The sequence below is a fragment of the Pararhizobium sp. LjRoot238 genome, from assembly GCF_964252955.1.
GTDB lineage: Bacteria > Pseudomonadota > Alphaproteobacteria > Rhizobiales > Rhizobiaceae > Pararhizobium.
The window spans coordinates 2,928,457-2,953,758 of the sequence record NZ_CAXUPP020000001.1; the positions used below are offsets into that span (position 1 = coordinate 2,928,457).

Consider the following 25,302-nt stretch of genomic DNA (forward strand, 5'->3'; position numbering starts at 1 on the left):
TACGGAATTTAGTGATTTGGCCGGCTCGGCAAGGCGGCCAGAAACCAGGAAGGAACGGGTACAATGACGATCAACTTGCAAAAGCCGGATATCACCGAGCTGAAGCCTCGCATCACCGTCTTCGGTGTCGGCGGCGGCGGCGGCAACGCTGTCAACAACATGATCACCGCAGGCCTCGAAGGCGTCGATTTCGTGGTCGCCAACACCGATGCCCAGGCGCTGACCATGACCAAGGCCGAACGCATCATCCAGATGGGTGTTGCCGTGACCGAAGGCCTCGGCGCCGGCTCGCAGCCGGAAGTCGGCCGCGCTGCCGCTGAAGAATGCATCGATGAGATCATCGATCACCTGAACGGCACGCATATGTGCTTCGTCACCGCCGGCATGGGCGGCGGCACCGGTACCGGCGCTGCGCCGGTCGTCGCGCAGGCCGCCCGAAACAAGGGCATCCTGACGGTCGGCGTCGTCACCAAGCCGTTCCATTTCGAAGGCCAGCGCCGCATGCGTCTCGCCGATCAGGGCATCGCCGAACTGCAGAAGTCGGTCGATACGCTGATCGTCATTCCGAACCAGAACCTGTTCCGGATCGCAAACGACAAGACCACGTTTGCCGACGCATTTGCGATGGCCGACCAGGTTCTCTATTCCGGCGTTGCCTGCATCACCGATCTGATGGTCAAGGAAGGCCTGATCAACCTCGACTTCGCCGACGTTCGTTCGGTGATGCGCGAGATGGGCCGCGCCATGATGGGGACCGGCGAAGCATCCGGCGAAGGCCGCGCAATGGCCGCCGCCGAAGCTGCTATCGCCAACCCGCTGCTCGACGAAACCTCGATGAAGGGCGCGCAGGGCCTGCTGATCTCGATCACCGGCGGCCGCGACCTGACGCTGTTCGAAGTCGATGAAGCTGCGACCCGCATCCGCGAGGAAGTGGATCCAGACGCCAACATCATCCTCGGTGCAACGTTCGACGAAGAACTCGAAGGCCTCATCCGCGTTTCGGTCGTGGCGACGGGTATCGATCGTACGGCCGCAGAGGTGGCCGGTCGTTCTGCTGACTTTCGTCCGGTAGCAAGGCCGATCGTCCGTCCGTCGGCTGCGATCCCGGCGGCTCCCGTCCAGCAGGCCCCTGTCGCCGTTCAGCCGCAGTCGGCTCCGGTTGCCGCCCAGCCGGCTCCGGTCGTCCAGCAGACGGTCGCCCAGCCGACCCAGTCGTCCGACGATATCGCTCGTGCGATCCGCGAAGCCGAACTGGAACGTGAACTGTTCCTGTCGATGCCGCGCGGTGGAGCAGCTGCTCCGGTCCAGCAGGCGCAGGAAGAGTTCCGCCCGCAGAGCAAGCTCTTTGCTGGCGCTGCTCCGGTCGAACAGCCGATCGTTCAGGCTGCCGCTCCGGTGCAGCGGACGGTTGAAACGGTGGCCTACCAGCCGCAGCCCGCCGTTCAGGCCCCGGCTGTCCAGGTTCGTCAGGAGCCGATCGCTCCGGTGATCCGCCAGCAGGCCGAGCCGGTCCGCATGCCGAAGGTGGAAGACTTTCCGCCGATGGTGAAGGCCGAAGCCGAGCATCGTGCCCAGCCCGTGCCGCAGGAAGAACGCGGTCCGATGGGGCTGCTGAAGCGAATCACCAGTTCGCTCGGTCGCCGCGACGAGGAAGACCACAATGTCACCGCGGACATGACCGCCGGTGCGCCGACCGCCGCCTCCCAGCAGCGCCGTCCGCTGTCTCCCGAAGCAAGCGTCTACGCACCGCGCCGGGCTGCTCCTCTAGACGACCGTGCTCGCGCCGCCTCGCAGCCGCGAGTGCATGAAGATGATCAGCTCGAAATCCCGGCGTTCCTGCGCCGTCAGTCGAACTGATTTTCTACCCGCCTTCCACCTTGCCGAAATGCCCGGGTTTGCGCCCGGGCATTTTTTATGGATTATCAATTGGTTTCAGTGGTTACCTTGCGTAACAAAGCGAAAGAAACATTGATTTGGAATGACAGTCCGGCGCCCTTATCTTCACACTCGGGACTGACGGGGCTGAACCGCGATTCGATGCATCGCTGGCTTGCAGGTTGAACCGGTTGGTGGCGCTCGGCGTCGCTTTCCGACTGTATGTCTTGCTGCGTTTGAAATGCGCAGCTCCGGTCCCAGGAAAAAATTCGGCGGCAACGCCAGGAAGCATTTGAAGGCGGGAAGCATGGGACTGGGAATTGGACTGCTTGGGTTTCAGACAACGATTGCAAACTCTGTAACTCTCAGCGGCACAGGCGTTCACTCAGGCGCTGAGGTAGCAATCACGTTCCATCCGGCGGAACCCGATAGCGGCATCGTTTTTCAGCGGGTTGACGGCGAACGGACGATCAGTGAATTCAGGGCCGTATCCTCGCAGGTCGGCAACACCGATCTCTGCACCGTTCTCGGCTTTTCTCCTGCCACCTCGATCGCCACGATCGAGCATGTGATGGCTGCGATCTACGCGCTCGGCCTCGACAATCTTCTCATCGAGGTGCATGGCGCCGAAATGCCGATCATGGACGGCAGCTCGGCTCCCTTCATCGAAGCGATCGAACAGACGGGCCTCAAGGCCCTTGCCGTCAAGCGCCGCTATATCCGCATCCTCAAGCCGGTTCGCATCGAATCGGGCTCGTCCTGGTCGGAATTCACGCCGTATGACGGCATGCGTTTCGAAGTGGAGATCGATTTCGATTGCCCGCTGATCGGCCGTCAGGCGTGGAAGGGCGACATCACGCCGTCGGTCTTCAAGACCGAGCTGTCGCGTGCCCGCACCTTCGGTTTCATGCGCGATGTTGAGCGCATGTGGGCCGCCGGCCGCGGTCTGGGTTCCTCGCTTGAGAATTCGGTCGTCATCGCTGACGACAACACGGTGATCAACATCGAGGGCCTGCGCTACACGGACGAATTCGTTCGCCACAAGACGCTGGACGCGGTGGGCGACCTGGCTCTGGCCGGTGCGCCGTTCATCGGCTGCTATCGTTCCTATCGCGGTGGCCACAAGATGAACGCGAACGCGCTGAAGGCGCTGATGAGCGATCCGACGGCCTACGAAATCGTCGAGACCGCAACACGGCGCCAGCGCGTGGCCCCGCGGGAAGTCATCGCCGTCAACGCTCCGTAAGTCCGGTTCGGGGTCTTCCGGAGCCGGAAACCAGCGCTGAGTTTTGCCAAAAGCCGGTCTTTCGACCGGCTTTTTCATGATCCCGCCGCCACAAAATTGCGTTAATCGATCATCATGACGTTGCGGTCTTGTTGCATCTTGATCTAAAACGCGGTTCATAGGCGGCGGTATTCTTACCGCTGTGCGAGTTGGGATTTACGAATGGTATTTGCAGGCCAGTTTGAATTGAAGAAGATGGCACGTATTGCCGTCATCGCGCTTGCGGCTTCCGCGACCAGTGTGCTGGTGAGCGCCTGCCAGAACGATCCCGACATCGATATCACCAAGCTGACCGCGGAAACGGATCCGCCGGAAGTGCTCTACAATCAGGGGCTTGCCAACCTGAATGCCGGCAAGACGACGGAAGCGGCGCGCAAGTTCGATGCGATCGACCAACAGCATCCTTTCTCGGAATATGCCCGCAAGGCGCTGGTTATGAAATCGTTCGTCAACTACCGCAATGGCCAGTATCAGGATGCCATCAACGGCGCGAACCGCTACCTCAATCTCTACCCCGAATCCGAAGACGCGGCCTATGCGCAGTACATTGTCGGCCTTGCCTATTCGAAGCAGATCCCGGCGGTGACACAGGACCAGAAGCCTGCGATGAAAACGATCGAGGCGATGCAGGCTGTCGTTACCAAATATCCGGATTCGGACTATGTCGAGGATGCCGAGGCCAAGATCCGGTTTGCCAAGGACCAGCTGGCCGGCAAGGAAATGCAGGTCGGCCGCTACTATCTCGAGCGCAAGGAATATCTTGCTGCCGTGACGCGTTTCCGCACCGTGGTCGAACAATATCCGAACACCAACCAGGTGGAAGAAGCCTTGTCGCGGCTGGTGGAAAGCTATTTCGCCATGGGTATCACCACCGAGGCGCAGACGGCGGCGGCGGTTCTCGGCCACAACTATCCGGATAGCCAGTGGTACGCTGATTCTTACAAGCTGCTGCAGACCGGCGGCCTTGAGCCGCGCGAAAGCGGCAATTCGTGGATTTCGCGCGCGGGCAAGCAGCTTCTGGGCGCCTGATGCATGTCGCCCAAAAGTGCATAGCGGTTTTGGGACAACGACATGCATGTAAACAAAGACCTAGGCGAAGAGATTTGAACCGGGATGCTTTCACAGATTTCGATCCGCGATATCGTCCTGATCGAACGGCTTGATCTGTCCTTCGACGCCGGCTTGTCCGTGCTGACCGGGGAAACCGGTGCCGGAAAATCGATCCTGCTCGACAGTCTCTCGCTCGCACTCGGCGGGCGCGGCGACGGTTCGCTGGTCCGCCACGGCGGCGACAAAGGGCAGGTGACGGCGGTTTTTGATGTCGGTATGAGCCATCCGGCGCGCATCATGATCCGCGAAAACGGCATCGACGACGATGGCGACCTGATTTTCCGCCGGGTGCAATCGGCCGACGGCCGCACCAAGGCCTATGTCAACGACCAGCCCGTTTCCGTCCAGCTGATGCGTCAGGCGGGACAGCTGCTCGTCGAAATCCATGGCCAGCACGACGACCGCGCGCTCGTCGATACCCATGCCCACCGCACGTTGCTCGATGCCTTTGGCGGCCTTGCCGACGAGGCGGAGAACGTGGCGGGTCTCTACCGCGTCTGGAAGGATGCCGAGCGCACGCTGAAGAAGCACCGCGAGAAGGTTGAGGCCGCCGCCCGCGAAGCCGACTATTTGCGGTCGTCGGTAGATGAGCTGGAGGCTCTCTCGCCGCAGGATGGCGAGGAGGACGATCTCGCTGAGCGCCGCTCGCGCATGATGAAGGCCGAACGCATCGCCGTCGATATCAACGAGGCGAGCGAGTTCCTCAATGGCAACGCGTCGCCGGTTCCGCTGATCGCCTCGCTGGTGCGCCGGCTCGAGCGCAAGAGCCACGAGGCGCCGGGTCTTCTCGAAGAGACCGTGGAGTTTCTCGACACCGCGCTCCATCATCTCTCCGATGCGCAGATGGCGGTCGAGGCGGCGCTCAGGAAAACCGAATACGACCCGAAGGAACTGGAGCGCGTCGAGGAACGCCTGTTTGCGCTCAGGGCCGCCGCGCGCAAATATTCCGTGCCGGTCACCGCGCTTCCGGCTCTCGCTGTGAAGATGATTTCCGATCTTGCCGATCTTGACGCCGGTGAGGAGAAGCTGAAGCAACTCGACGCGCAACTTGGCATGACCAAAGGCGCCTTTCATGCCGCAGCCACTGCACTCTCCGCCAAGCGCCACAATACGGCGACGGCTCTGTCCGAGGCTGTCATGGCCGAGCTCCCGGCCCTGAAGCTGGAACGGGCGCGGTTCATGGTTCAGGTGACCTCCGATCCGGATGATGCCACGGCGGATGGTATTGATGTCGTTGAATTCCACGTTCAGACCAACCCGGGGACGCGCCCCGGCCCGATCATGAAAGTGGCTTCGGGCGGCGAGCTTTCGCGTTTCCTTCTGGCGCTGAAGGTGGCGCTTGCCGATCGCGGTTCAGCGCCGACCCTGGTTTTCGATGAAATCGATACCGGTGTCGGCGGCGCTGTCGCGGACGCCATCGGTCAGCGGCTGAAGCGCCTGTCGAAGACGGTGCAGGTGCTCTCCGTGACCCACGCCCCGCAGGTGGCGGCCCGCGCTGCGACCCATCTGCTGATATCCAAGGGACCATCGGCGGAAAAATCCGAAACCATCGCGACCCGTGTCGCCCGCATGGACGACACCGCCCGCACCGAAGAAATCGCCCGCATGCTCGCCGGCGCCTCCGTGACGGACGAGGCGAGGGCGGCCGCAGTGAGGCTGTTGGCCGGGAACGTTTAGTTTTACCCTCCCCTTGAGGGGGAGGGTCGGCACGTAGTGCCGGGGTGGGGTGATCCTTTGTACTCACCTTACAATCACCCCACCCGCGCGTTCCGCGCGACCTCCCCCTCAAGGGGAGGTGGGTTTCAGCATCTTCCCATTCTTCGAAAACTCTCTAAAACGACTTCCGAATTATGGAGTCCCAGCATGTCCACCGAATCCGTCGCCGTTGAAGATCTGACGCTCGAAGACGCCGCAGCCGAGCTGGAGCGGCTGGCAAAGGAGCTTGCGCATCACGATGCGCTCTATCACGGCAAGGATGCGCCGGAGATTTCCGATGCTGACTATGACGCGCTGAAGCGGCGCAACGAGGAGATCGAGGCACGGTTTCCGGAACTCGTCCGCGCCGACAGCCCATCGCGCAAGGTGGGTGCGGCACCTTCGGCCGTCTTCCAGCAGATCACCCATGCCCGGCCGATGCTGTCCCTCGACAACGTGTTTTCCGACGAGGACGTCCGGGATTTCATCTCCAGCGTCTATCGCTTCCTCGGCCTCCTGCCGGACAATTCGATCGTCTTCACCGCCGAGCCGAAGATCGACGGCCTGTCGATGTCGTTGCGCTACGAGAACGGCAAGCTGGTCAGCGCCGCGACACGCGGCGACGGCACGACCGGCGAGAACGTCACCGCCAACATCCGCACCATCAAGGAAATCCCGCAGGCGCTGCCATCCGATGCTCCCGCTATCGTTGAGGTCCGCGGCGAGGTCTACATGGCCAAGAGCGATTTCCTGGCGCTCAACGAGCAGATGGCGGCGGAGGGCAAGCAGACCTACGTCAACCCGCGCAACACGGCGGCGGGGTCGCTGCGCCAGCTCGACCCGACGATCACGGCCAGCCGCAAGCTGAAGTTCTTCGCCTATGCCTGGGGTGAGATTTCGGACATGCCGGCCGATACCCAGTTCGGCATGGTCGAGGTATTCAAGCGCTGGGGCTTTCCAGTCAATCCGCTGATACAGCGCCTGTCGTCGATCGAGACGATCCTCGAGCATTACAACGGCATCGGCCTCAAGCGTCCCGATCTCGACTACGATATCGATGGCGTCGTCTACAAGGTCGACCGGCTGGACCTGCAGCAGCGCCTCGGCTTCCGCTCGCGCTCGCCGCGCTGGGCAACGGCGCACAAGTTCCCGGCCGAGCAGGCTTTCACGACCGTCGAGAACATCGACATACAGGTTGGCCGTACCGGGGCGTTGACGCCGGTCGCGCGGCTGACCCCGGTCACGGTCGGCGGCGTTGTCGTCACCAATGCGACGTTGCACAACGCTGACTATATCGAGGGCATCGGCAATAGCGGCGAGCGTATTCGCGAGGAGGATCACGATATCCGCATCGGTGATACGGTGATTGTCCAGCGGGCCGGCGACGTCATTCCGCAGGTGCTCGATGTCGTCATGGAAAAGCGCCCGGCCACGGCTGAGCGCTATCAATTCCCCAAGATCTGCCCCGTCTGCGGCAGCCATGCGGTGCGCGAGAGGAACGAGAAGACCGGCAAGCTCGATTCGGTGACCCGCTGCACCGGCGGCTTCGTCTGCCGCGCCCAGGCCGTCGAGCATCTCAAGCACTTCGTCTCCCGCAATGCTTTCGACATCGAGGGGTTGGGCTCCAAGCAGATCGATTTCTTCTTCGAGGCGGAGGATCCTTCGCTGTCGATCAAGACGGCACCGGACATCTTCACGCTGGAGAAGCGGCAGAGCGAGTCGCTCACCAAGCTCGAAAACATCGACGGTTTCGGCAAGGTCAGCGTCCGCAAGCTTTACGACGCGATCAACGACCGGCGGCAGGTGGCCCTGCATCGGCTCATCTATGCGCTCGGCATCCGCCATGTCGGCGAGACGACGGCAAAGCTGCTGGCGCGCACCTATGGCAGCTACGCCGCGTTCGCGGAGGCGATGAAGGCCGCGGCGGACACGACCTCGGAGGCCTGGAGCGATTTGAACATCATCGACGGCATCGGCGAAGTGGTCGCCCGGGCGATCGTCGAATTCTACAAGGAGCCGCGTAATATCGGCGTCGTTTCGCGACTGCTCGAACAAGTGACCCCGCTCGACGCGGAAGCGCCCGTTGCGAGTTCGAGCCCGGTTGCCGGCAAGACCGTCGTGTTCACCGGCTCGCTTGAAAAAATGACGCGCGACGAGGCGAAGGCCATGGCGGAACGGTTGGGGGCCAAGGTTGCCGGTTCCGTGTCGAAGAAGACCGACCTGCTCGTCGCCGGTCCCGGCGCCGGTTCCAAGCTCGAAAAAGCCCGCGAACTCGGTGTCGAAACCACCGACGAAGACGGCTGGTTTGCCCTGATCGGCGGGTAACCGCCGCCGGTTGCTGACATCGTTGCGCGGCCGCTTAGCGGTCCGCTTCGCACGTTGACTGCTGGATGAGGCCGCCAACTGTCTGCTGTTCTATTCGGGTGATGACGCTGCCGCCAAGGCCGATGTCGCCGCCCTGATCGAACGCCTTGGTTTCTTCGGCATCGATCTCGGCGCGCGCGCCATCGGCGGCAGGCTCGTCCAGTTCCCCGGCGGCCCGCTGCCGGCACTCAACCTCGTCAAGTTCGGTTGACTGAAATTTCCAGACGGCAATGCGCGATGAAAGCGCATTGCCCCCCCGACACGGATTTCCCTTCTCAAGCGGCGTTGCAAATTCGACGCGACACCTGCTCTCAAATAGTGTCCTATGGGTGCAGGCGACCGCAGAGCCGCCGTTTTTGAACGGAACCGAGGAACACCCATCCATGAAGCTTGCTACCTTGAAGGATTCGACCCGTGACGGAAAACTCGTCGTGGTATCGAGGGATCTGACGCGCTGCTCGGAAGTCGGCCACATCGCCCGCACGCTGCAGGCGGCGTTGGACGACTGGGCCTATGTCGCCCCCCGGCTGCAACGGGTTGCGATCGGCATGGAGACCGGCTCGCAGCCGACCATGCGGTTTCACGAGAATGATGCGGCTTCGCCTTTGCCACGCGCCTTCTTCTGGGCCGGCGGCTCGGGTGGTTTTTCCGGACCGCGGGGTAGTCTTCAAGTTGCAGATGGCGCCTCCGACATCACGGTGACGGCTCAGGTCGCCGCTATCATCGATGACGTCGACGCGCAGGCGGCAAGCGCCGATGCGAAGGAGGCTGTTCTTCTCGTGCTGCTCGCCAGCGATGTTTCGGTCGGCGGAGCGGGGGCCGCATCGACGTTTTCTCCGGTCGCCGTCACGCCGGACGAATTGGGTGAAGGCTGGAATACGGGCGATCTCGCATTGCTCGTTCGCCGCAACGGCAAGGCTCTTGATGGCGGTGAGACTGGCAGGAAAGAGACGGCCGAGATTGTTGCACGAAACGCCGCAATCCGCCCGCTTGTCGCAGGCAGCATCATCGGCACAGGTCTCTGCAAGACATCCAGCGCCCTTTCCATCGGTGATACCATTCGCATCGAGATGAACGACCGGACCGGGCATTCCATCTTCGGCGCCATCGAACAGACGGTGGAAGCGCGCGGCAAATGATTGTCTCGGCACGCCGGGAACTGATTTCCCGGTAGGCAATTCTTGAATTGTCTTTTTGCACTGCACACGTTAGGGAAATCGCGCCGGATTTTGCGGGAAGCCTCGTGAAATCCGGCGAGAGCCAGCCGCCACGCCTAAGGCGGCAGCCTTGACGGATTGGAGGATCCCGGGATGGAAACGATCACCAGCATTGCAGAGCTGCGCGCGCGCCTGGCGGATCATCGCCGGGCCGGCAAGACCATCGGCCTGGTGCCGACCATGGGCTATCTGCATGTCGGCCATATGGAACTGGTCAGCCGCGCGAGGGTGGCGAACGACATCGTCGTCGTCAGCCTCTTCGTCAATCCGTTGCAGTTCGGAGTCAACGAGGACCTCGCAAAATATCCGCGCGATCTCGCCCGCGATCAGGCGATGCTTATTGAGGGTGGCGCCGATTTCCTTTTCGCGCCCGGCGTCTCCGACATGTATCCGCAGCCGATGGAAACGGTGGTCGACGTGCCGGCGCTCGGCAGCGAACTCGAAGGCTCCGTCCGGCCCGGCCATTTCGCCGGTGTCGCCACGGTCGTCACCAAGCTCTTCAACATCGTCCAGCCTGATCGCGCTTATTTCGGCGAGAAGGATTTCCAGCAACTGCAGATCATCCGCCGCATGGTCGAGGATCTAGCCCAGCCGGTCGAAGTGGTCGGCGTGGCCACCGTGCGGGAGGCCGACGGGCTCGCCTGTTCGTCCCGCAACATTTACCTGACACCAGCGGAACGTGCTGCCGCCGCGATCGTGCCGAAAGCACTCGATGAGGCCGAAAGGCTGATCGCCGGTGGATTGACCGACGTGGTAGCACTCGAAGAAGCGGTCACGGATTTCATCGCTTCGGAGCCTTTGGCAAGGCCGGAAGTGGTTGCCTTTCGCGATCCGGGAACACTGCACACAGTGACGGAAATCGGCGAAAAACCGGTTCTTCTGTTGCTTTTTGTCCGTTTCGGGAGCACGAAGCTGCTCGATAACAGGGTTTTCACGCCGAAAACCGCAAAATTTGCAAAGGTGGCGTAAGCATGAGTGTACAGGCATTGAAGCGTCGCCTGAGCCCTGGCAACATCGAGGCGCTCAAGGGCGAACGCCCCATCGTCAGCCTGACGGCCTATACCACGCCTATCGCCCGGCTGCTTGATCCGCATGTCGATTTCATGCTGGTCGGCGATTCCCTCGGTATGGTGCTTTACGGCCTCGATTCGACTGTCGGCGTCACGTTGGACATGATGATCGCCCATGGTCAGGCGGTCATGCGCGGCTCCGAGAAGGCCTGCGTCGTCGTCGATCTGCCGTTCGGCTCCTATCAGGAATCGAAGGAGCAGGCCTTCGCCACCGCCGCTCGCGTGCTGAAAGAGACCGGTTGCAGCGCGGTGAAGCTCGAGGGCGGCGCCGAGATGGCCGAGACTGTCGATTTCCTCACCCAGCGCGGCATTCCCGTGCTCGGCCATGTCGGCCTGATGCCGCAGCTCGTCAATACCATGGGCGGCTACCGGTCGGTTGGCCGCAACGACAAGGAAGCGGCAAAGATCAGGCGCGACGCCAAGGCGATCGACGATGCGGGCGCGTTTGCCATTGTCGTCGAGGGAACGATCGAGCCTTTGGCGCGCGAAATTTCGGCATCGCTCCGGGCGCCGACCATCGGCATCGGCGCGTCCCCGGCCTGCGATGGGCAGATTCTCGTGTCGGATGACATGCTGGGCATCTTCAGCGATTTCAAGCCACGTTTCGTCAAGCATTTCGCCGAGCTGGCGCCGCAGATTTCCGCGGCGTTCGAGGCCTACGCCAATGAGGTCAAGGCGCGGACGTTTCCCGGCATCGAGCACACGTTTCAGGTCAAGCGCTGAGCCGTGCAGCGGGCCGGGTACCGTCCCGGTCCGCTTCGATCAGAAATTTGGATCACTGCATCAATCTTATTGAATTGTTCCGTGGCCGGTCGCGGCCTATCTGTGCGTTCCATCTCTCGCACATCTCGGGAAAGCGTGGTTCGGCCTTGGCCGCTGCCGGTTCCGGAAAGTTTCCTTCATGACAAAAGATGATTTCTGGCAGGGTGTTCGCGGCGGCTTTCCGGTCATGGTCTCAGCATCCCCCTTCGGCGCATTGTTCGGCGCTTTGGCCGTCGATAACGGATTTTCCGTCATTGATGCGGTTTTCATGAGCGCGACGATCTATGCCGGCGCCAGCCAGATGGTTGGCATCGAGCTGTTCGGGCACAATGTCCAGCCCTGGCTGATCGTGCTCTCGGTCTTCGCCGTCAATTTCCGCCACATCCTCTATTCGGCGTCGATCGCCAAACATATCCGGCATTTTTCCGGCCTGCAGAAGGTCCTCACCTTCTTCCTGCTGGTCGATCCGCAATATGCCGAAACCGAGAAACGGGCCGAACGCGGCGCGCCGATAAGCTTCATTTGGTATCTCGGCTTTGCGATGATCATCTACGTTCCCTGGCAGATCATGACGCTGCTCGGCGCGGTCTTCGGGCAGATGATCGGCGATCCGCGCGCCATCGGCCTCGACGTGCTGTTGCCGATCTATTTCATGGGCCTGGTTCTCGGTTTCCGTAAACGCGACAACTGGCTGCCTGTCGTGGCCGCCAGTTCGCTGGCGTCCATCGCGGCCCTGCATTTCGTCGGCTCGCCCTGGCATGTCAGCATCGGCGCCATTGCCGGCATCCTGCTTGCCGCCTGCCTGCCGCTGCCGAAACGGCATGAAGAGCCGGTGACATTGGAACATGAGGTCTGATCATGGACAGCGCAGAGCACATGCACCTGATCTCAATCATCCTCGCGGCCGCCTTCGCGACGTTCCTGACCCGCATCGGCGGCTATGTGATGATCACGCAGATGAAGCGCATTCCGCCGCGCATGGAAGCGGCACTGAATTCGGTGCCCGCCGCCGTGCTCTCGACGCTGGTTGCTCCCGCCTTCGTCCATGGCGGCTGGGACGTGGCAGCGTCCATGCTCGTCGGTTTCGCTGTCGGCCTGCGTTTCTCGTCGCTCTGGATGCTAGCGGCCGGCTGGATCGTCGTCATGGCGATCCGGCATTCGATCGCGTAGACATTTGCCGCTCCCTGGGGGAGCGGGCCGATTGTCCTAACGGGTCAGCGGCGCCGTCGCCGCCTTCAGCCAGCCCAGCACTTTTTCGTCCGAGATCAACGGCGACAGCTTTTCGCGCGTCTCGGCGTGATAGGCGTTGAGCCATTCCAGTTCTTCGTCCGTCAGCAGGCCGGCGACGACGAGGCGGCGGTCGATCGGGCAGAAGGTGAGCGTTTCGAAGCCGAGCATCGGCAGGTCGCCGCCCTCGATTGAACTTGCCTCCAGCACGTGCACGAGATTTTCGATACGAATGCCGAAGGCGCCGGGCCGATAATAGCCGGGTTCGTTCGACAGGATCATGCCGGGCAGCAGTTCCTGCATGGAAGCGCGGGAAATGCGCTGCGGGCCTTCATGCACCGAGAGATAGGAGCCGACTCCGTGACCGGTGCCATGAGCAAAGTCGGCGCCGGCTTTCCAAAGCGCTATACGAGCCAGCGGATCGAGATCGACACCGCGCGAGCCTTTCGGGAAGCGGGCGACGCTGATGGCAATCATCCCCTTCAGCACTAGCGTGAAGAAACGCCGCTGTTCGTCCGGCACGGTGCCGATCGCCACCGTGCGGGTGATGTCGGTGGTGCCGTTGATATATTGGCCGCCGGAATCGATCAGGAACATCGTGCCGTCGGCGATCGCCAGATCGCTCTCCGTCGTCACCCGGTAATGCATGATCGCGGCGTGTTCGCCGGCGCCAGATATCGTGTCGAAGGAAATATCCTTGAGCGGATTCTGCATGCGCTCGCCAACGGTCGCGCGGCAGGCTTCCAGCTTTTCGACGGCGGCAATTTCAGTGACTGTTCCGGGTTGCGTCCCTTCGAGCCAGGCGAGGAACTCGACCATGGCCGCGCCGTCCTGCAGGTGCGCGCGGGCAGAGCCTTCGATTTCGGCCGCGTTCTTGCGGGCGCGGGGCAGGCGGGCGGGATCGATCGCCTCGACAACCGTGCCGCCACTGACCCGGATGCGCTCGGCGAGAGCGAAGGGCGCGTGGTCCGGATCGATCATGATCTTGACCCCGGTTGCAGCAAGCACTGCGATCCGGTCCTCGAAGGAGGAGGGCGCCTCGAGGCTTGAAAGCTGGGTCAGATAGGCTTCCTCCTCGATGCCGGTCTTGCGCTTGTCGAGGAACAGGTCGGCCCTGCCGTCGGCATGGACAATGGCACGGGCGACGGGGTGCGGTGTGTGCGGCACGTCGCTGCCGCGGATGTTGAAGGCCCACGCGATCGACGAGGGATCGGTCAGCACCACGGCATCGGCGCCCGCCTTAGCGATCTCTGCCGCCATGGTCGCAAGCTTGTCCTTGGCGAGCACGCCGGCATGATCGAGCGGCTGGATCTTGACGCGGCCGAGGGGGGCGGAGGGCCGGTCAGCCCATTGCCGGTCGAGCGGATTATGGTCGAGGAAGACAAGTGTGCCGCCTAGTCCTTCGAGTGCCTTTTGGAGTTTGCGCACCTCGGCGCCGGTATGCAGCCAGGGATCGATCCCGAGGCGGAAGCCTTTCTTGCCATGCCGCTCGAGCCAGAGATGCGGCGGTTCGCCGACAAGGTCGCCGCCTTCGAAAACGGTGCCGTCTACCTGTTCCTTGAGCTGGGTGACGTAACGGCCGTCCACAAAGACAATCGCCTGACTCTGCGTGATGAGGGCAATGCCGGCAGAGCCGGTGAAGCCGGTCAGCCACGCCAGCCGTTCGGCGGATTTCGGCACATATTCGCCCTGGAACTCGTCGGCGCGCGGCACGAGGAAACCGTCGATGTTCAGACTGGCGAAGGCGGCACGCAGCGCATTGACGTGTTCCTTGCCGAATTGCGGGGTGGAGGTGACTTCGAAAGACTGGAACATCTGATTTTCCTGCGAGGGTCCGAAGATGGAGCCGGTTGGCTGGGATCGCGCCGCGCGAAGGGGAGGCTGATTCCATAAGGGTGTGGGCACTCTAGCGGAAACAGGCGGAGCAGCGAAAGCCCGTGTTTCTTGCTGAGCCGTTGACGCAATTGAGAATGTCGTCGTGGCTCAGCCGCAGTCCTGACCATCACAATTATCATACTTATGCATCGTGCGCATGGCTCCCATGCTGCAATGCACCTAGACCCGTTTCAAAAATAGTCTATAAACCCACTCAACGAACACGGACGCAAATCTGTTGTTCACGCGAATGCCGAAAGGCAAGAGCTGCATGGTCTGAACATGGTTGGTCATCCTTCTCCTCCTCCCTCCGGGTGGCCAATTTCGGATCATGAAGAGTCCGCTTGAGCGCTCCTCCTCCTCAAGCTCGCGGACATGGCCGGCTTGCCGGTCAGCGGGCGGTGCTTCGGCATCGCCTTTGTTTCGAAAAACCCGCTTGTCCATGACGGACAGGCGGGTTTTTCATTTTCCGCTCCCGAAATATTGATCTCCATCAGGGACGGTCGAGACGGATCGTCACCCAGCCGTTGCGCCAGATGGTGCGGACATGGCGCAGATGCTGGCCGTTATAGGCGGATAGCACCTTCCAGCGCTGCGATGCGAGAATACCCGACAGGATGACCGAGCCGCCTGGCGCCAGATGGCTGGCAAGCTGCGGCGCCATCTTGATCAGCGGGCGGGCAAGGATGTTGGCAATGATCAGGTCGAACGGACCATGCGCGGCAAAGGCCGGCGAGTGAAAGCCGGCGGCGGTCACGGTGGTGATGCCGGTGGCGATGCCGTTGCGGCGGACATTCTCGGCTGCGACACGCGTTGCGATCGGGTCGATGTCGGTTGCGAGAACCGGAATGGACCTCAGCTTGCGCGCCGCGATCGCCAGCACGCCGCTGCCGGTGCCAAGATCGAGCGCATTGCGAACCTTGCGGGCGCGCATGACGGTTTCGATGACTTCGAGGCAGCCAGCCGTCGTGCCGTGGTGGCCGGTGCCGAAAGCCTGGCCGGCATCGATCTCTATGGCGATGTCATTGACGCGAACCTTGTCGCGGTCATGCGAGCCGTGGACGAGGAAACGGCCGGCGCGCACCGGCGACAGGCCCTCCAGCGACTTGGCAATCCAGTCGACATCCGGGATGACTTCCCGCTCGATCTTCGCATCCGGAAAATGTGGTGCGACGACTTCGGCGAAGCGTGCCCGCATCTCATCTTCCTCGTCGAAATCGATGTAGAGCGACGCCTCCCAGATGTCCTTCTTTTCGTCCATCTCCATGGTGGCGATGGCATAGCCGTCATCCTCGAAAGCACTTGTCATCAAGTCCATGATGACTTCAGACTGCTTTTCGGTCGTGGTGATGAACAGGCGAAGGTCGCTCAATGTCTTTGTCCTTGGTCGGCGGGCGGCTTGCGCGGCTCTAGCATGCCCGCCGATCAAAGGTAAAGCGCAGCCCCTATCTGGCGTCGGGAATCCACGGTGGCGGCGGCGTATCCTGGCCGGAAACCTTGCGCAGCGCCGCCGCCGTGAAACCGGGCATGTAGTTCAATAGCGGCATCAACAGGGTGCGCAGGCCCGTCAGGAGAGGATTCTTGAGCGTGATGAAGGTGGTGTTGCGCCGCGTATCCTTGAGTACGGTTTTGACGACGGGCATTCTAAGGCTGGAATAGTCCTGTTCCCGCTCTTCGGAAATCAGCCAGGCGAGCCAGCAGGCGTCTTCGATGCCGAGGTTCATGCCACGGGCGCCAGCCGGTGAATGCACATGGGCGGCGTCACCGGCAAGAAAGACATTGCCGCGGCTCATGGTTTCGACATGGCGGAAGCTGATGGTGAAGTCCGACTTCCATGTCCGTTCCAGTACCGTGGCCGGATGATCGATGCGAGTTTCGAAATCCTCGATCGTCGATACGTAACGCAGCGTATCTTCGCACACCGGCAGGCGTCCGAGCACGCCCGGATTGAGAAAATTCATCTGGGCGAAGCTGGTATCGACCTGCTGGGCATAGCGGTAATCGGCGAGGAAGAATTGGCTTTCGATCGCATCACCCGGAAAAGCGAAGCCGCAGGCTTTGCGCACAGCGGAATAGGCTCCATCCGCGCCGATCAGCATGTCCGGCAGCACCGTCTCTGCCCGTCCGTCCGCGTGCAGCAGCGTGACGATCGGGTTCCGGACATCGCCGGACACCGTCTGAACGTGCGTTGACCACTCAGGCCTGATGCCGACAGCCGACAGCCGTTGGAGCAACAACCGTTCCGTTTCGCCCTGCGGCAGCGCATAGATCGGGCAATAGGGGCCGCGGAATTTTTCGGTGTCGATCGTCAGCAACAGCTTGCCTGCCGAAGATATCTTGAATTTGGTCAAGCGCCGGGCCTCAGCCAGGATCAGGGCAGTGGCGCCGCAGGCTTCCAGAAGCGTCAGGGTTCTGGCGTTGATGCCGAGCGCCCGGCTTTCATTGATTGGTGCCGGTCCGGCGGCCCTTGAGACCAGACGCGGGCGGAAGCCGCGCCGCGCAAGTTCGAGCGCCAGAGCAAGTCCGGTGGGCCCCGCACCGGCAATCAGAATTGACCTTCCGGTGCGTTCCCCCATCAGCCCCTCGCGGCGATCATTATGTCTTCAGCAGATTTTCCAGCTTCTTGACCGCGGTGTCCGGATTTTCGCCGTAAGCGATCGTGCCGGTGAATTTGCCTTCGGAATCGAGAAGGAAAACGGAGGCGGTGTGGTCCATCGTATAATCGCCGTCCGGCTTCTTCTCGTCCAGCGGGATTTTCTTGGCGTACACCCTGAAACCCTTGACCATCTCCATCACCTTGTCCGGCTGACCGGAAATGCCGGTGATGCGCTTGGAAACGTTCGAGACATATTGGCCAAGGACTTCAGGCGTGTCGCGTTCCGGATCGACGCTGATGAAATAGGCCTGCAGTTTGGTGCCGTCCGGATCGACCTTCTCGAGCCAGCCGTTCAATTCGAACAGGGTCGTCGGGCAGACTTCCGGGCAGTGCGTGAAGCCGAAGAACAAGGCTGTCGGCCTGCCGGTAAAGGCCTTTTCCGAGATCGGCTGTCCGGTCTGCGAGACGAGCTGGAACGGCACGCCGAAGGGGCCGGCTGCGATCTGGTCCTTCGAGGCGGTCATTTGATAGGTCATCCAGCCAAGAGCAGCGGCAACCACGGCTACCACAGCCCAAAGAACGATGCGAAGTGCTTTCATGATGACGTCCGGTCCATTTAACCAATCTTGATGACCAGATAGACCTTCGGGCCGGACGTTGCAAACGTTCGGGCGGCCAGCGTCAATATGCGGCAGGCAGGATCAGAAGCACCAGGAAAGGCCGTTTTCGGCCATGGTCAGGAAGATCTCCGGTCCCTGGACGATCCATCCGAGAAAAGCGGCAAGGACCAAAATAAGACCGCCGCCGGCGATGGCCGTGATCATCAAGGTTTGCGGGTGCTTTTTCACATCGTCTTGCATGCCGTCATGATACCCGGCCGCGTTCAATATTGAAAGGCTGGGCCAAGCGTTTCCAACGCGGCCCGCACCTTCAGCTCGCTAGAATTCGTCGCTCATTTTAGCAAAAGTTTAATTTGTGTTTGCCATGTTCTAGGCGCGTGAAGGGGTGCGAAATCCCCTTGCCGACATGACGTCGCCGGTTTGTCCGAGTCCGGTTTCCCGCATCATCGCTCCCCTTCCTGCGCGCGCGACGCTCGCTGCCGCACTGACGAACTGGATAATGCTGTATGACGTCTGCAAAACTCGACCGTAAACTTTCCGTCAGCCAGCGGCTCGGCACCCTGGGTTTCGCCGCATTCCTTGGCATCGGTTCGATGCTGGCTGTTGGCTGGTATCAGAATTCGCATGTCAACCAGGCACTCGACAACGCCACCATCGCACAGGATGCCATCAGGAACGCCGGGGCCATGCGGCTTACCAGCGTCGAGCTGACCCTGGTGGCGATGGATACGATTGTCGATCGAGAGGAGCGCCAGGTCTCGCCGGAACGATTGAAGGCGGTCGCCGATTTCATTTCGGTGCTGGATGCCGGAAAGCCGGCGGCAATAGAATTGGCCGCATCTCTCGGTAAGCCGGAGATCATGGCAACGTTTGATGCCGACCTCGCCGAGATGACCAAGGCTATTCAGGTGGACCTGAAGAAAATGGTGGAAGAGGGCGCTCCCGCGGAGGCGTTCGGTGCTATCGACGATACGATTGATGGCGCTGGTGAGCGCATGGCTGTATCGCTTGGAAAATTGTATGACGAGGCTGGCTTGGCGCTTGGTGCGCGCGTCGCCGATGCAACCGATCGCTCGCGCGAATCCCTCCAGTTCCAGATTGCCGTTGGGCTCCTTGCCATGGCGTCGCTTCTGGGTATGCTCTATTTCCATGGCAACGTCCTTCGCCGTGGCGTTTTTGCCGTGCGCGACAGCATGCAGCGCATCCTGAAAGGCGACTACGAAACCGCCGTTGACGCGGTCACGCGCAGCGACGAGATCGGTGAAATGGCCCGTTCCGTCGAGATGTTCCGGGCAGCCGCCGTCGAAAAACGCGATCTTGAACGGTCGGCCGCGGCAAGCCGCAGCGAAAATGAAGCCGAGCGCGCAGCCAGCGAAGCAGCCCGCGCTGAAGAGGCGCGGCAGGTGCAGTCCGCAGTCGCAGCACTTGGGCAGGGTCTGAACCGCCTCTCGGAAGGCAATCTGACGGCAACGATCGACCAGCCGTTCCGCGCCGATCTCGAATCTCTGCGCCAGGACTTCAATCAAACGGTCGAAAAGCTGCAGAGCGTGCTCTCCAGCGTCCGCGAAAACAGCAGCTCAATCCAGTCCAACAGCCAACAGATGCGCGGCGCCGCCGACGATCTTGCGAAGCGCACCGAGCAGCAGGCTGCCTCCCTCGAAGAAACCTCGGCAGCGCTCGATCAGATCACGGTTACCGTACGCACCGCCACCCAGCGCGCCGAGGAAGCGAGCCAGATGGTCGGCGAGACGCGCACCAATGCGGAGGAATCCGGCCGTATCGTTCGCGAAGCGGTCGAAGCCATGGCCCGGATCGAAAACGCATCGTCCGAAATCGGCAAGATCATCAACGTGATCGACGAGATCGCCTTCCAGACCAACCTGCTTGCATTGAATGCCGGCGTCGAGGCTGCGCGTGCCGGTGAAGCCGGCAAGGGCTTTGCCGTCGTCGCTCAGGAGGTTCGCGAACTTGCCCAGCGGGCAGCGGGCGCTGCCAAGGACATCAAGGTCCTGGTCGGGCGCTCCAGCACCGAGGTCGGAACCGGCGTTCGCCTGGTGCAGGAAACCGGCGAGGCGCTCGGGCGCATCGGCACAGATGTGGTGCGCATCAACGAGCACATGACGTCGATCGTGATGGCGGCCCGCGAGCAGTCGACCGGTCTTCAGGAAATCAATACGGCCATCGGCCAGCTGGATCAGATGACCCAGCAGAATGCGGCGATGGTCGAGGAAACCAATGCCGCCAGCCATACGCTGGCACAGGATGCCGAGGGCCTGACCGCGCTGATCGGCCAGTTCCAGCTCGGCGGCGCGTCCGCCCCGCAAATCCGTCAACCGGTCCGCGTCGCCACACCGGCCACCACGCGCCCCGCGCCATCTCCCGCCAAGGCCCTGATGGGCAAGCTGGCGGGCGCCTTTAGCAGCCCCGCGTCGTCCGTGCCGAAGGCATCGGGTTCCGCCGAAAACTGGGAAGAGTTCTGATCATGTCAAACGCAATCAAGCAGTCCGGTGCCTATCTCGAAATCGTTTCGTTTCACCTGGGCGATCAGGAATTCTGCATCGATATCATGGCTATCCGCGAAATTCGCGGCTGGGCGCCGGTGACGCCGATGCCGCACACGCCGCCCTACGTTCTCGGCCTGATCAACCTGCGCGGCGCCGTCATCCCGGTCATCGACATGGCCTGCCGCCTCGGCATGAAGATGACCGAGCCGTCCGAGCGATCGGCAATCATCGTCACCGACATCGCCGGCAAGCTGGTCGGCCTCCTGGTCGAGCAGGTGTCCGACATGATGACCATCAAGAGCGAGGACCTGCAGCCGGCGCCGGAGATCATTCCTGAGGCACAGCGCGCGTTCTGCCGCGGCATCGTGGCACTGGAAAAGACCATGGTCTGCTTCCTCAACCTCGATACGGTCATTGCCGACGAACTGGCGCAGGCCGCCTAAGCCGTCATTTGCAAAAATGGCAAGCACCGTGCGGGAAACCGGACGGTGTTTTGCTGCGTTCGTGATAGATTGATCGATGGCAGAAGCCGGCTGGTTTTTCCCGCCGCTCCGTTTATTGTGCGATGCGAAATCCGGGCGCCGTTTCTCTGCCCGAACGTGCTGCAGCAATGATAGGAGACTGCCGTGACATGCCTTCTGCTCGTCGATATCCAGAATGGCTTCTGCTCCGGCGGAAACCTTGCGGTACCGCATGGTGAAGATGTGGTGCCGGTCGCCAACCGGCTGATCGCCGAAGGCAAGTATGATCTCGTCGTCGCCTCGCAGGACTGGCACCCGGCAGATCACGGCAGCTTTGCCTCGCAGCATCCCGGGAGGAAGCCTTTCGAGATGGGCACGCTGAACGGCAAGCCGCAGATGCTGTGGCCGGATCATTGCGTCCAGGGCACCCGTGACGCCCAGTTCCATCCCGGTCTGAACTTCGCAGGCATCGACCACGTGCAGCGCAAGGGGGAGAACCGTGAAGTCGACAGTTACTCCGCCTTTCGCGACAACGATCACTCCGCGTTGACAGGACTTGCGGGCTACCTCACCCGGGCGCGCATCGGCACGCTCGATATTTGCGGTCTTGCGACCGATTATTGCGTCAAGGCCTCGGCGCTTGACGCGAAGGCGATGATGCCCGGCGTTGCCGTCCGGTTTATTGCCGATGCAAGCCGCGGTATCGATCCCGCCGGCGTGCAGGCCGCAATTGCCGAAATGGCGGCGGCAGGCGTTCGCATCATGACTTCCAAGGATGTCTTCGCAGACCGGTAACGCGGCTACTTCGGCGCACCGTTCGTCCATGTCACCGGCTGGCCGAAGAGCGGAATGGTCGAGATCGACATCTTGGCGGAGCCGTCGGTCAATTCGCGCGAATGGGCGAGATAGATCAAGGTATTGTTTTTCTTGTCGTAGATCCGGTTGACGACGAGTTTCTTCCAGATCAGCGAAAGCCCCTCGCGAAAGACTTCCTCACCCTCCTGGCTAAGGTCGATATCGCCGATCGTCACCGGCCCGGTCTGGCGGCAGGCGATCGAGTTGTTGGAGGGATCCTCGAACCAGTTTCCCTTTCTCAGGCGATCGATGACGCTGCGGTCGAAATAGGTGACATGGCAGGTGACACCGGTGACCTTGGGGTCGCTGACAGCGTCGATGGTGATGTCGTTGCCGAGCCAGTCGACGCCGACCTCGCCGACGGTTTCGGCCTGCGCGGGCAGGGATGCGACGCTTGCCGCGAAAAGGGTACAAGCGCTGAGAAGACGAAGGGGAAGCGGCATTGATTGTTCTCCAGAGGCGGTATCCCTCACATAGGATGACCGCTTGGCAATGCAAGCCGCAAGGTGGGCAGAACCGCTTGCCGCGTTGATCTCAGCCAGCGTTCGACAGGGGCTGCGCTGAGGTAACCGCACTGGCAGCCGCCGCCCGCATCTGGGCAGCGGCACCTGCAAGCGCCCGGGCGCTGGCCGAGGAAGCCGCTTGAAGGCTATCGGCAATGCTCAACCGGTCGCGCCCCATCGCCTTGGCTTCGTAGAGCGCCACGTCGGCCTGCACCATGACATCCGCCAGTGTGCCGCCTTGTTCGGCGATGGCGACGCCGATGCTGACGGTCAGCGCGATGTCCGCGCCGTTGAGACTGCTGGCGGGTGTTGTCCTGACGGCGGCGCAGATCGCATCGGCGATTGCGCCCGCCTCCGGCCGCCCGATGCCTGCCAGTGCGATACCGAATTCTTCGCCGCCCAGGCGCCCGAGAATGCCGCGCCCGGCAAGCGTCTCGCGGACGGTGCTGGTGAAGTGTACAAGCGCCGCATCGCCGCCGGCGTGGCCGTGCAGATCGTTGATCTGCTTGAACCGGTCGAGATCGAGCAGCATGAACGCTGTTTGGCGACCCGATCCGGAGGCGACGTTGAACATCCGCTCGTATTCGGCCATGAAGGCCCGCCGGGACAGGGCCCCCGTCAGTTCGTCGTGTGCTATCAAGTGACGAAGATTGGCAATCATCCATCCGTGCAACAACAAAATGACGCCGAGGAAAAACAGCGGCATCATCAGTTGGCGGGCAGCCAGAAGCGCCGTTGTCCATAGTTGCGGTTCCGTGGCGATACCGAAATCCGTCGTCGCGGCAATGACGCGAATGGCGTGCAGGGCAGCGACGGCAAAGGCCGAAACGCAACAGAACAGCGTATAGGGGGCGACGGCGCGTTCCCTCGACCAGTGGCGCAGGATCGAGACACCGGTGAGGAAATAGATCATCCCCGCCAGTCCAGCGCTCGCGGCGAGGCAGGCGTCGCGGTTTTCGAACATGTCACTGAGGGCGCCAAGCACGATGACTGTGCAGGCAAGGGTTGCGACGAGCGGCCGCGATCCGAGTGGCTCTCGTCCAAGGAATTCGCGGAAACCGTTCAACGTCATCACGCCAGCGGCGACCATCAGTGTCGACCCGATCACCGTGTGGAACCAAGGGGGTGCAATCGCTGATGTGAGGCCTAATCCGGCGGAAAGCGCGGAGAGAGCGCAGGCGAGGCAGAAACTCGCAATGCCCGGGACGCTGGTCTTGCGAAGCGACAGGAGCACGGGAAACATGACAGCGAGGGAAATGACTGCGATGGCGGAAAGAAAACTCATGGGGGCGAATTTCTGCCGGGCGGCGCTTAAAATGGTTGAGTCCGTTTGCGCGGATAAGCCCGAATTCGTAGTCCCGGCGCTTTAATTTTTTCGGCCGAAATTCGCTGCAATTTTATCCAATCCGGTCACATCCCCGCGATTTCCACCGCTCTTCGCACGGCGGCGGATGGGCTGCCGCTCTCTACCACTGATTTAGGTATCGCAAGTCATCGGCAAGGCGCGCGTTTGGCGCTGCGGAGACTGCCGCACGAACCGAAAATGCGTTTGAGCGGACGCGAAACGGCGGACACTCTCCTATGTGGAATCGGACCGGAAAGCACGTCGAACAGAGGGGCCGCGCTCAAGCGGGACGATTGCAGAACGATACAGTAATGCCGAGAAAAAAACCGCCCATTTCTTCGCCTCCATAATATCGTCAAAAATAAAGGTTTTGAGACCGAACGCAGACGCGGACTGCCGAGCCTTGGGCTCGATGCAGGCGCTGACGTATGCCACATGTCCGTTGGACCACGATGTCTCGGGCGGGGAGGGCACGGCCTTCTTCGCCTTTTTGTATGCCGCAATGCTGTTCTTCCTCCTGCATCCTCCTCCTCGATATTTCGCGGAGCCAGCGTAAAGGAATTGGTTACCATACTTTGTCATTCTTCAGATCGATCGGCATGCCCAGGAAAGCGCAGCATTTGGCGCCTCTCAAGCATTGGACCGGCCTCCTCGGCAATGCGTTCCGTTGCCTTCGGATTGAGTAATGCGTTTCGGGTAACGAGTATCATGGCGTTTGCGGTCGAAAAATTCAGTCATGTCGCCTCATCCGGGAAACCGGGAGGCCGCTCGAAAAAGGCGCATTCTCTCGTCTCCGGCGCGACCGCCATAGGCGTCGGCATCGCCGCTTCGATCTGGATGATCGCGACCTTCGCGGCCATGCAAACCATGGGGCCATCGCTACCGTCAGACAAAAATCCTCGCCTGGAAGCCTCCCTGGGGCTTAACGCGATCGTGCGCGCCGCCCCACATGAGCAGCGCGTGGTGCGGCTCACCAAGTTCTCGCGGCTGACCGTCCTGCCGCGCATCCATCTGGCCTCCACGATTGTGCCACAAAAGAGCATCGCGGCTGTTGCCCTGGCGAAACCCACCGCCGACTTTATCGAAAAGACACAGGTTCTGGCGTTGGCGAAGGCGGCTGCGGCGAGGGGTGGCGACGTGATCACCGGCTCGACGCCCGTTGTGGCCAACGCGCTCGTCGAAAACGTCTCGCTCAAGGACGGCCTGGGCAAGCCCTTCAGCCTCGTGATGCAGGAGCCAGCATCGTCACTGAATGGCATGCTTCCGGATTTGGGGCCGCTGCCACTGTCGAAACCGCGGAGCATTGCCGACAGCGCCGGCAAACCTGCCGATCGCACCAAGCAGCCGGGCAACAAGGAGCTTGCCTACGCCAAGCCGGATCTTCCCATGGACGATGAGGACGAGGTTCGTCCCACCTTCCGCGGCCGCAAGGGTGTCGCCTATTTCGATCTCTCGGCCGGCGTGGTCTACATGCCGAACGGCGAGACGCTCGAGGCGCATTCCGGCATCGGCAAGATGCGCGACAATCCCGCTTACGTGCATGTGAAGATGAAGGGTCCGACGCCACCCGGCACCTACAAGGTGACGATGCGCGAATCTCTGTTCCACGGTGTCGAGGCCGTGCGCCTGACGCCGGCCAACGGCACGGCGCAGCATGGCCGCGACGGCTTTCTCGCTCACAGCTATCTGCTCAGAAACCGTGGCGATTCGCACGGCTGCGTCGCCTTCGCGAACTATCCGCGCTTCCTGAAAGCCTTCAAGCGCGGTGAAATCTCGCAGATGGTCATCGTCAACAGCATGAAGGGCGGCTTCTCCGCGCCGAAGAAGACGCTGGCTTCGCTGTTTTCGAAGGGCGTATAAGCCGGCGCTTTTTGCGGCCGGATTACCCTACGCGGATCGCGAGACATCTAAATTACATTATGCTAATGTTTCTCCTCT

Annotated in this window: 21 protein-coding genes and 1 pseudogene; 15 read left to right on the top strand and 7 right to left on the bottom strand. The window is 61.7% G+C overall.

Annotated elements, in window-relative coordinates; translation table 11 throughout:
- Positions 1 to 63 precede the first annotated feature (63 nt).
- The 11 genes and pseudogenes from ftsZ to ACSQ3F_RS14245 all read left to right on the top strand — a co-directional run bounded on the left by ftsZ (position 64) and on the right by ACSQ3F_RS14245 (position 12,548).
- Positions 64 to 1,857: a cell division protein FtsZ gene (gene ftsZ, locus ACSQ3F_RS14195; RefSeq protein WP_436100808.1), complete on the top strand. Its 1,794-nt coding sequence runs from the start codon at positions 64 to 66 to the stop codon at positions 1,855 to 1,857.
- Positions 1,858 to 2,188: 331 nt separating this feature from the next.
- Positions 2,189 to 3,121 (top strand): UDP-3-O-acyl-N-acetylglucosamine deacetylase, encoded by a 933-nt coding sequence (gene lpxC / locus ACSQ3F_RS14200; RefSeq protein WP_436102154.1) that lies wholly within the window; start codon positions 2,189 to 2,191, stop codon positions 3,119 to 3,121.
- A 234-nt stretch (positions 3,122 to 3,355) separates the two neighbouring features.
- On the top strand, positions 3,356 to 4,189 hold the full coding sequence (locus tag ACSQ3F_RS14205; protein ID WP_436102155.1) for an outer membrane protein assembly factor BamD: 834 nt from the start codon (positions 3,356 to 3,358) through the stop codon (positions 4,187 to 4,189).
- Between the two features lie 84 nt (positions 4,190 to 4,273).
- On the top strand, positions 4,274 to 5,947 hold the full coding sequence (gene recN / locus ACSQ3F_RS14210; protein WP_436100809.1) for a DNA repair protein RecN: 1,674 nt from the start codon (positions 4,274 to 4,276) through the stop codon (positions 5,945 to 5,947).
- 186 nt (positions 5,948 to 6,133) lie between these two features.
- Positions 6,134 to 8,290: an NAD-dependent DNA ligase LigA gene (gene ligA, locus ACSQ3F_RS14215; protein WP_436100810.1), complete on the top strand. Its 2,157-nt coding sequence runs from the start codon at positions 6,134 to 6,136 to the stop codon at positions 8,288 to 8,290.
- Positions 8,291 to 8,372: 82 nt separating this feature from the next.
- Positions 8,373 to 8,540: pseudogene (locus ACSQ3F_RS14220) on the top strand (NADP oxidoreductase); the annotation flags it as partial.
- A gap of 172 nt (positions 8,541 to 8,712) precedes the next feature.
- Positions 8,713 to 9,468: a fumarylacetoacetate hydrolase family protein gene (locus ACSQ3F_RS14225; protein WP_436100811.1), complete on the top strand. Its 756-nt coding sequence runs from the start codon at positions 8,713 to 8,715 to the stop codon at positions 9,466 to 9,468.
- A 171-nt stretch (positions 9,469 to 9,639) separates the two neighbouring features.
- Positions 9,640 to 10,515 carry a pantoate--beta-alanine ligase gene (gene panC, locus ACSQ3F_RS14230; protein WP_436100812.1) on the top strand — a complete coding sequence of 292 codons (876 nt, stop codon included), beginning with the start codon at positions 9,640 to 9,642 and terminating at the stop codon, positions 10,513 to 10,515.
- Positions 10,516 to 10,517: 2 nt separating this feature from the next.
- On the top strand, positions 10,518 to 11,339 hold the full coding sequence (panB, locus tag ACSQ3F_RS14235; RefSeq protein ID WP_436100813.1) for a 3-methyl-2-oxobutanoate hydroxymethyltransferase: 822 nt from the start codon (positions 10,518 to 10,520) through the stop codon (positions 11,337 to 11,339).
- A 178-nt stretch (positions 11,340 to 11,517) separates the two neighbouring features.
- Complete coding sequence (locus ACSQ3F_RS14240; RefSeq protein WP_436100814.1) at positions 11,518 to 12,234, top strand: AzlC family ABC transporter permease; 717 nt, start codon at positions 11,518 to 11,520, stop codon at positions 12,232 to 12,234.
- Positions 12,235 to 12,236: 2 nt separating this feature from the next.
- The gene (locus tag ACSQ3F_RS14245) at positions 12,237 to 12,548 is read left to right on the top strand and encodes an AzlD family protein (protein WP_436100815.1); all 312 of its coding nucleotides are present in this window, start codon (positions 12,237 to 12,239) and stop codon (positions 12,546 to 12,548) included.
- 36 nt (positions 12,549 to 12,584) lie between these two features.
- On the opposite strand, the gene ACSQ3F_RS14250 is transcribed toward ACSQ3F_RS14245, so the two are convergent.
- From ACSQ3F_RS14250 to ACSQ3F_RS14270, 5 genes are all read right to left on the bottom strand, one after another.
- Complete coding sequence (locus ACSQ3F_RS14250; RefSeq protein ID WP_436100816.1) at positions 12,585 to 14,420, bottom strand: aminopeptidase P family protein; 1,836 nt, start codon at positions 14,418 to 14,420, stop codon at positions 12,585 to 12,587.
- Positions 14,421 to 14,973: 553 nt separating this feature from the next.
- Entirely contained in the window at positions 14,974 to 15,852 is an 879-nt protein-coding gene (locus ACSQ3F_RS14255; RefSeq protein WP_436100817.1) for a 50S ribosomal protein L11 methyltransferase, read from the bottom strand.
- A 73-nt stretch (positions 15,853 to 15,925) separates the two neighbouring features.
- Positions 15,926 to 17,056, bottom strand: coding sequence for an FAD-dependent oxidoreductase (locus ACSQ3F_RS14260; RefSeq protein ID WP_436100818.1), 1,131 nt, complete (start codon positions 17,054 to 17,056; stop codon positions 15,926 to 15,928).
- A 19-nt stretch (positions 17,057 to 17,075) separates the two neighbouring features.
- Positions 17,076 to 17,675 (bottom strand): SCO family protein, encoded by a 600-nt coding sequence (locus ACSQ3F_RS14265; protein ID WP_436100819.1) that lies wholly within the window; start codon positions 17,673 to 17,675, stop codon positions 17,076 to 17,078.
- A gap of 102 nt (positions 17,676 to 17,777) precedes the next feature.
- Positions 17,778 to 17,900 carry a hypothetical protein gene (locus tag ACSQ3F_RS14270; protein WP_436100820.1) on the bottom strand — a complete coding sequence of 41 codons (123 nt, stop codon included), beginning with the start codon at positions 17,898 to 17,900 and terminating at the stop codon, positions 17,778 to 17,780.
- Positions 17,901 to 18,202: 302 nt separating this feature from the next.
- Between ACSQ3F_RS14270 and ACSQ3F_RS14275 the strand changes: the two genes are divergently transcribed.
- The 3 genes from ACSQ3F_RS14275 (at position 18,203) to pncA (ending at position 21,456) form a co-directional block, all read left to right on the top strand.
- Complete coding sequence (locus ACSQ3F_RS14275) at positions 18,203 to 20,176, top strand: methyl-accepting chemotaxis protein (protein ID WP_436100821.1); 1,974 nt, start codon at positions 18,203 to 18,205, stop codon at positions 20,174 to 20,176.
- Positions 20,177 to 20,178: 2 nt separating this feature from the next.
- Complete coding sequence (locus tag ACSQ3F_RS14280) at positions 20,179 to 20,643, top strand: chemotaxis protein CheW (protein WP_018326507.1); 465 nt, start codon at positions 20,179 to 20,181, stop codon at positions 20,641 to 20,643.
- Positions 20,644 to 20,826: 183 nt separating this feature from the next.
- The gene (gene pncA, locus ACSQ3F_RS14285; RefSeq protein WP_436100822.1) at positions 20,827 to 21,456 is read left to right on the top strand and encodes a bifunctional nicotinamidase/pyrazinamidase; all 630 of its coding nucleotides are present in this window, start codon (positions 20,827 to 20,829) and stop codon (positions 21,454 to 21,456) included.
- Positions 21,457 to 21,461: 5 nt separating this feature from the next.
- On the opposite strand, the gene ACSQ3F_RS14290 is transcribed toward pncA, so the two are convergent.
- Together ACSQ3F_RS14290 and ACSQ3F_RS14295 are read right to left on the bottom strand one after the other, a co-directional pair.
- Positions 21,462 to 21,959 (bottom strand): CreA family protein, encoded by a 498-nt coding sequence (locus ACSQ3F_RS14290; RefSeq protein WP_436100823.1) that lies wholly within the window; start codon positions 21,957 to 21,959, stop codon positions 21,462 to 21,464.
- A gap of 91 nt (positions 21,960 to 22,050) precedes the next feature.
- Positions 22,051 to 23,304, bottom strand: coding sequence for a GGDEF domain-containing protein (locus tag ACSQ3F_RS14295; RefSeq protein ID WP_436100824.1), 1,254 nt, complete (start codon positions 23,302 to 23,304; stop codon positions 22,051 to 22,053).
- 768 nt (positions 23,305 to 24,072) lie between these two features.
- Between ACSQ3F_RS14295 and ACSQ3F_RS14300 the strand changes: the two genes are divergently transcribed.
- On the top strand, positions 24,073 to 25,224 hold the full coding sequence (locus ACSQ3F_RS14300) for a DUF2778 domain-containing protein (RefSeq protein ID WP_436100825.1): 1,152 nt from the start codon (positions 24,073 to 24,075) through the stop codon (positions 25,222 to 25,224).
- Positions 25,225 to 25,302 lie beyond the last annotated feature (78 nt).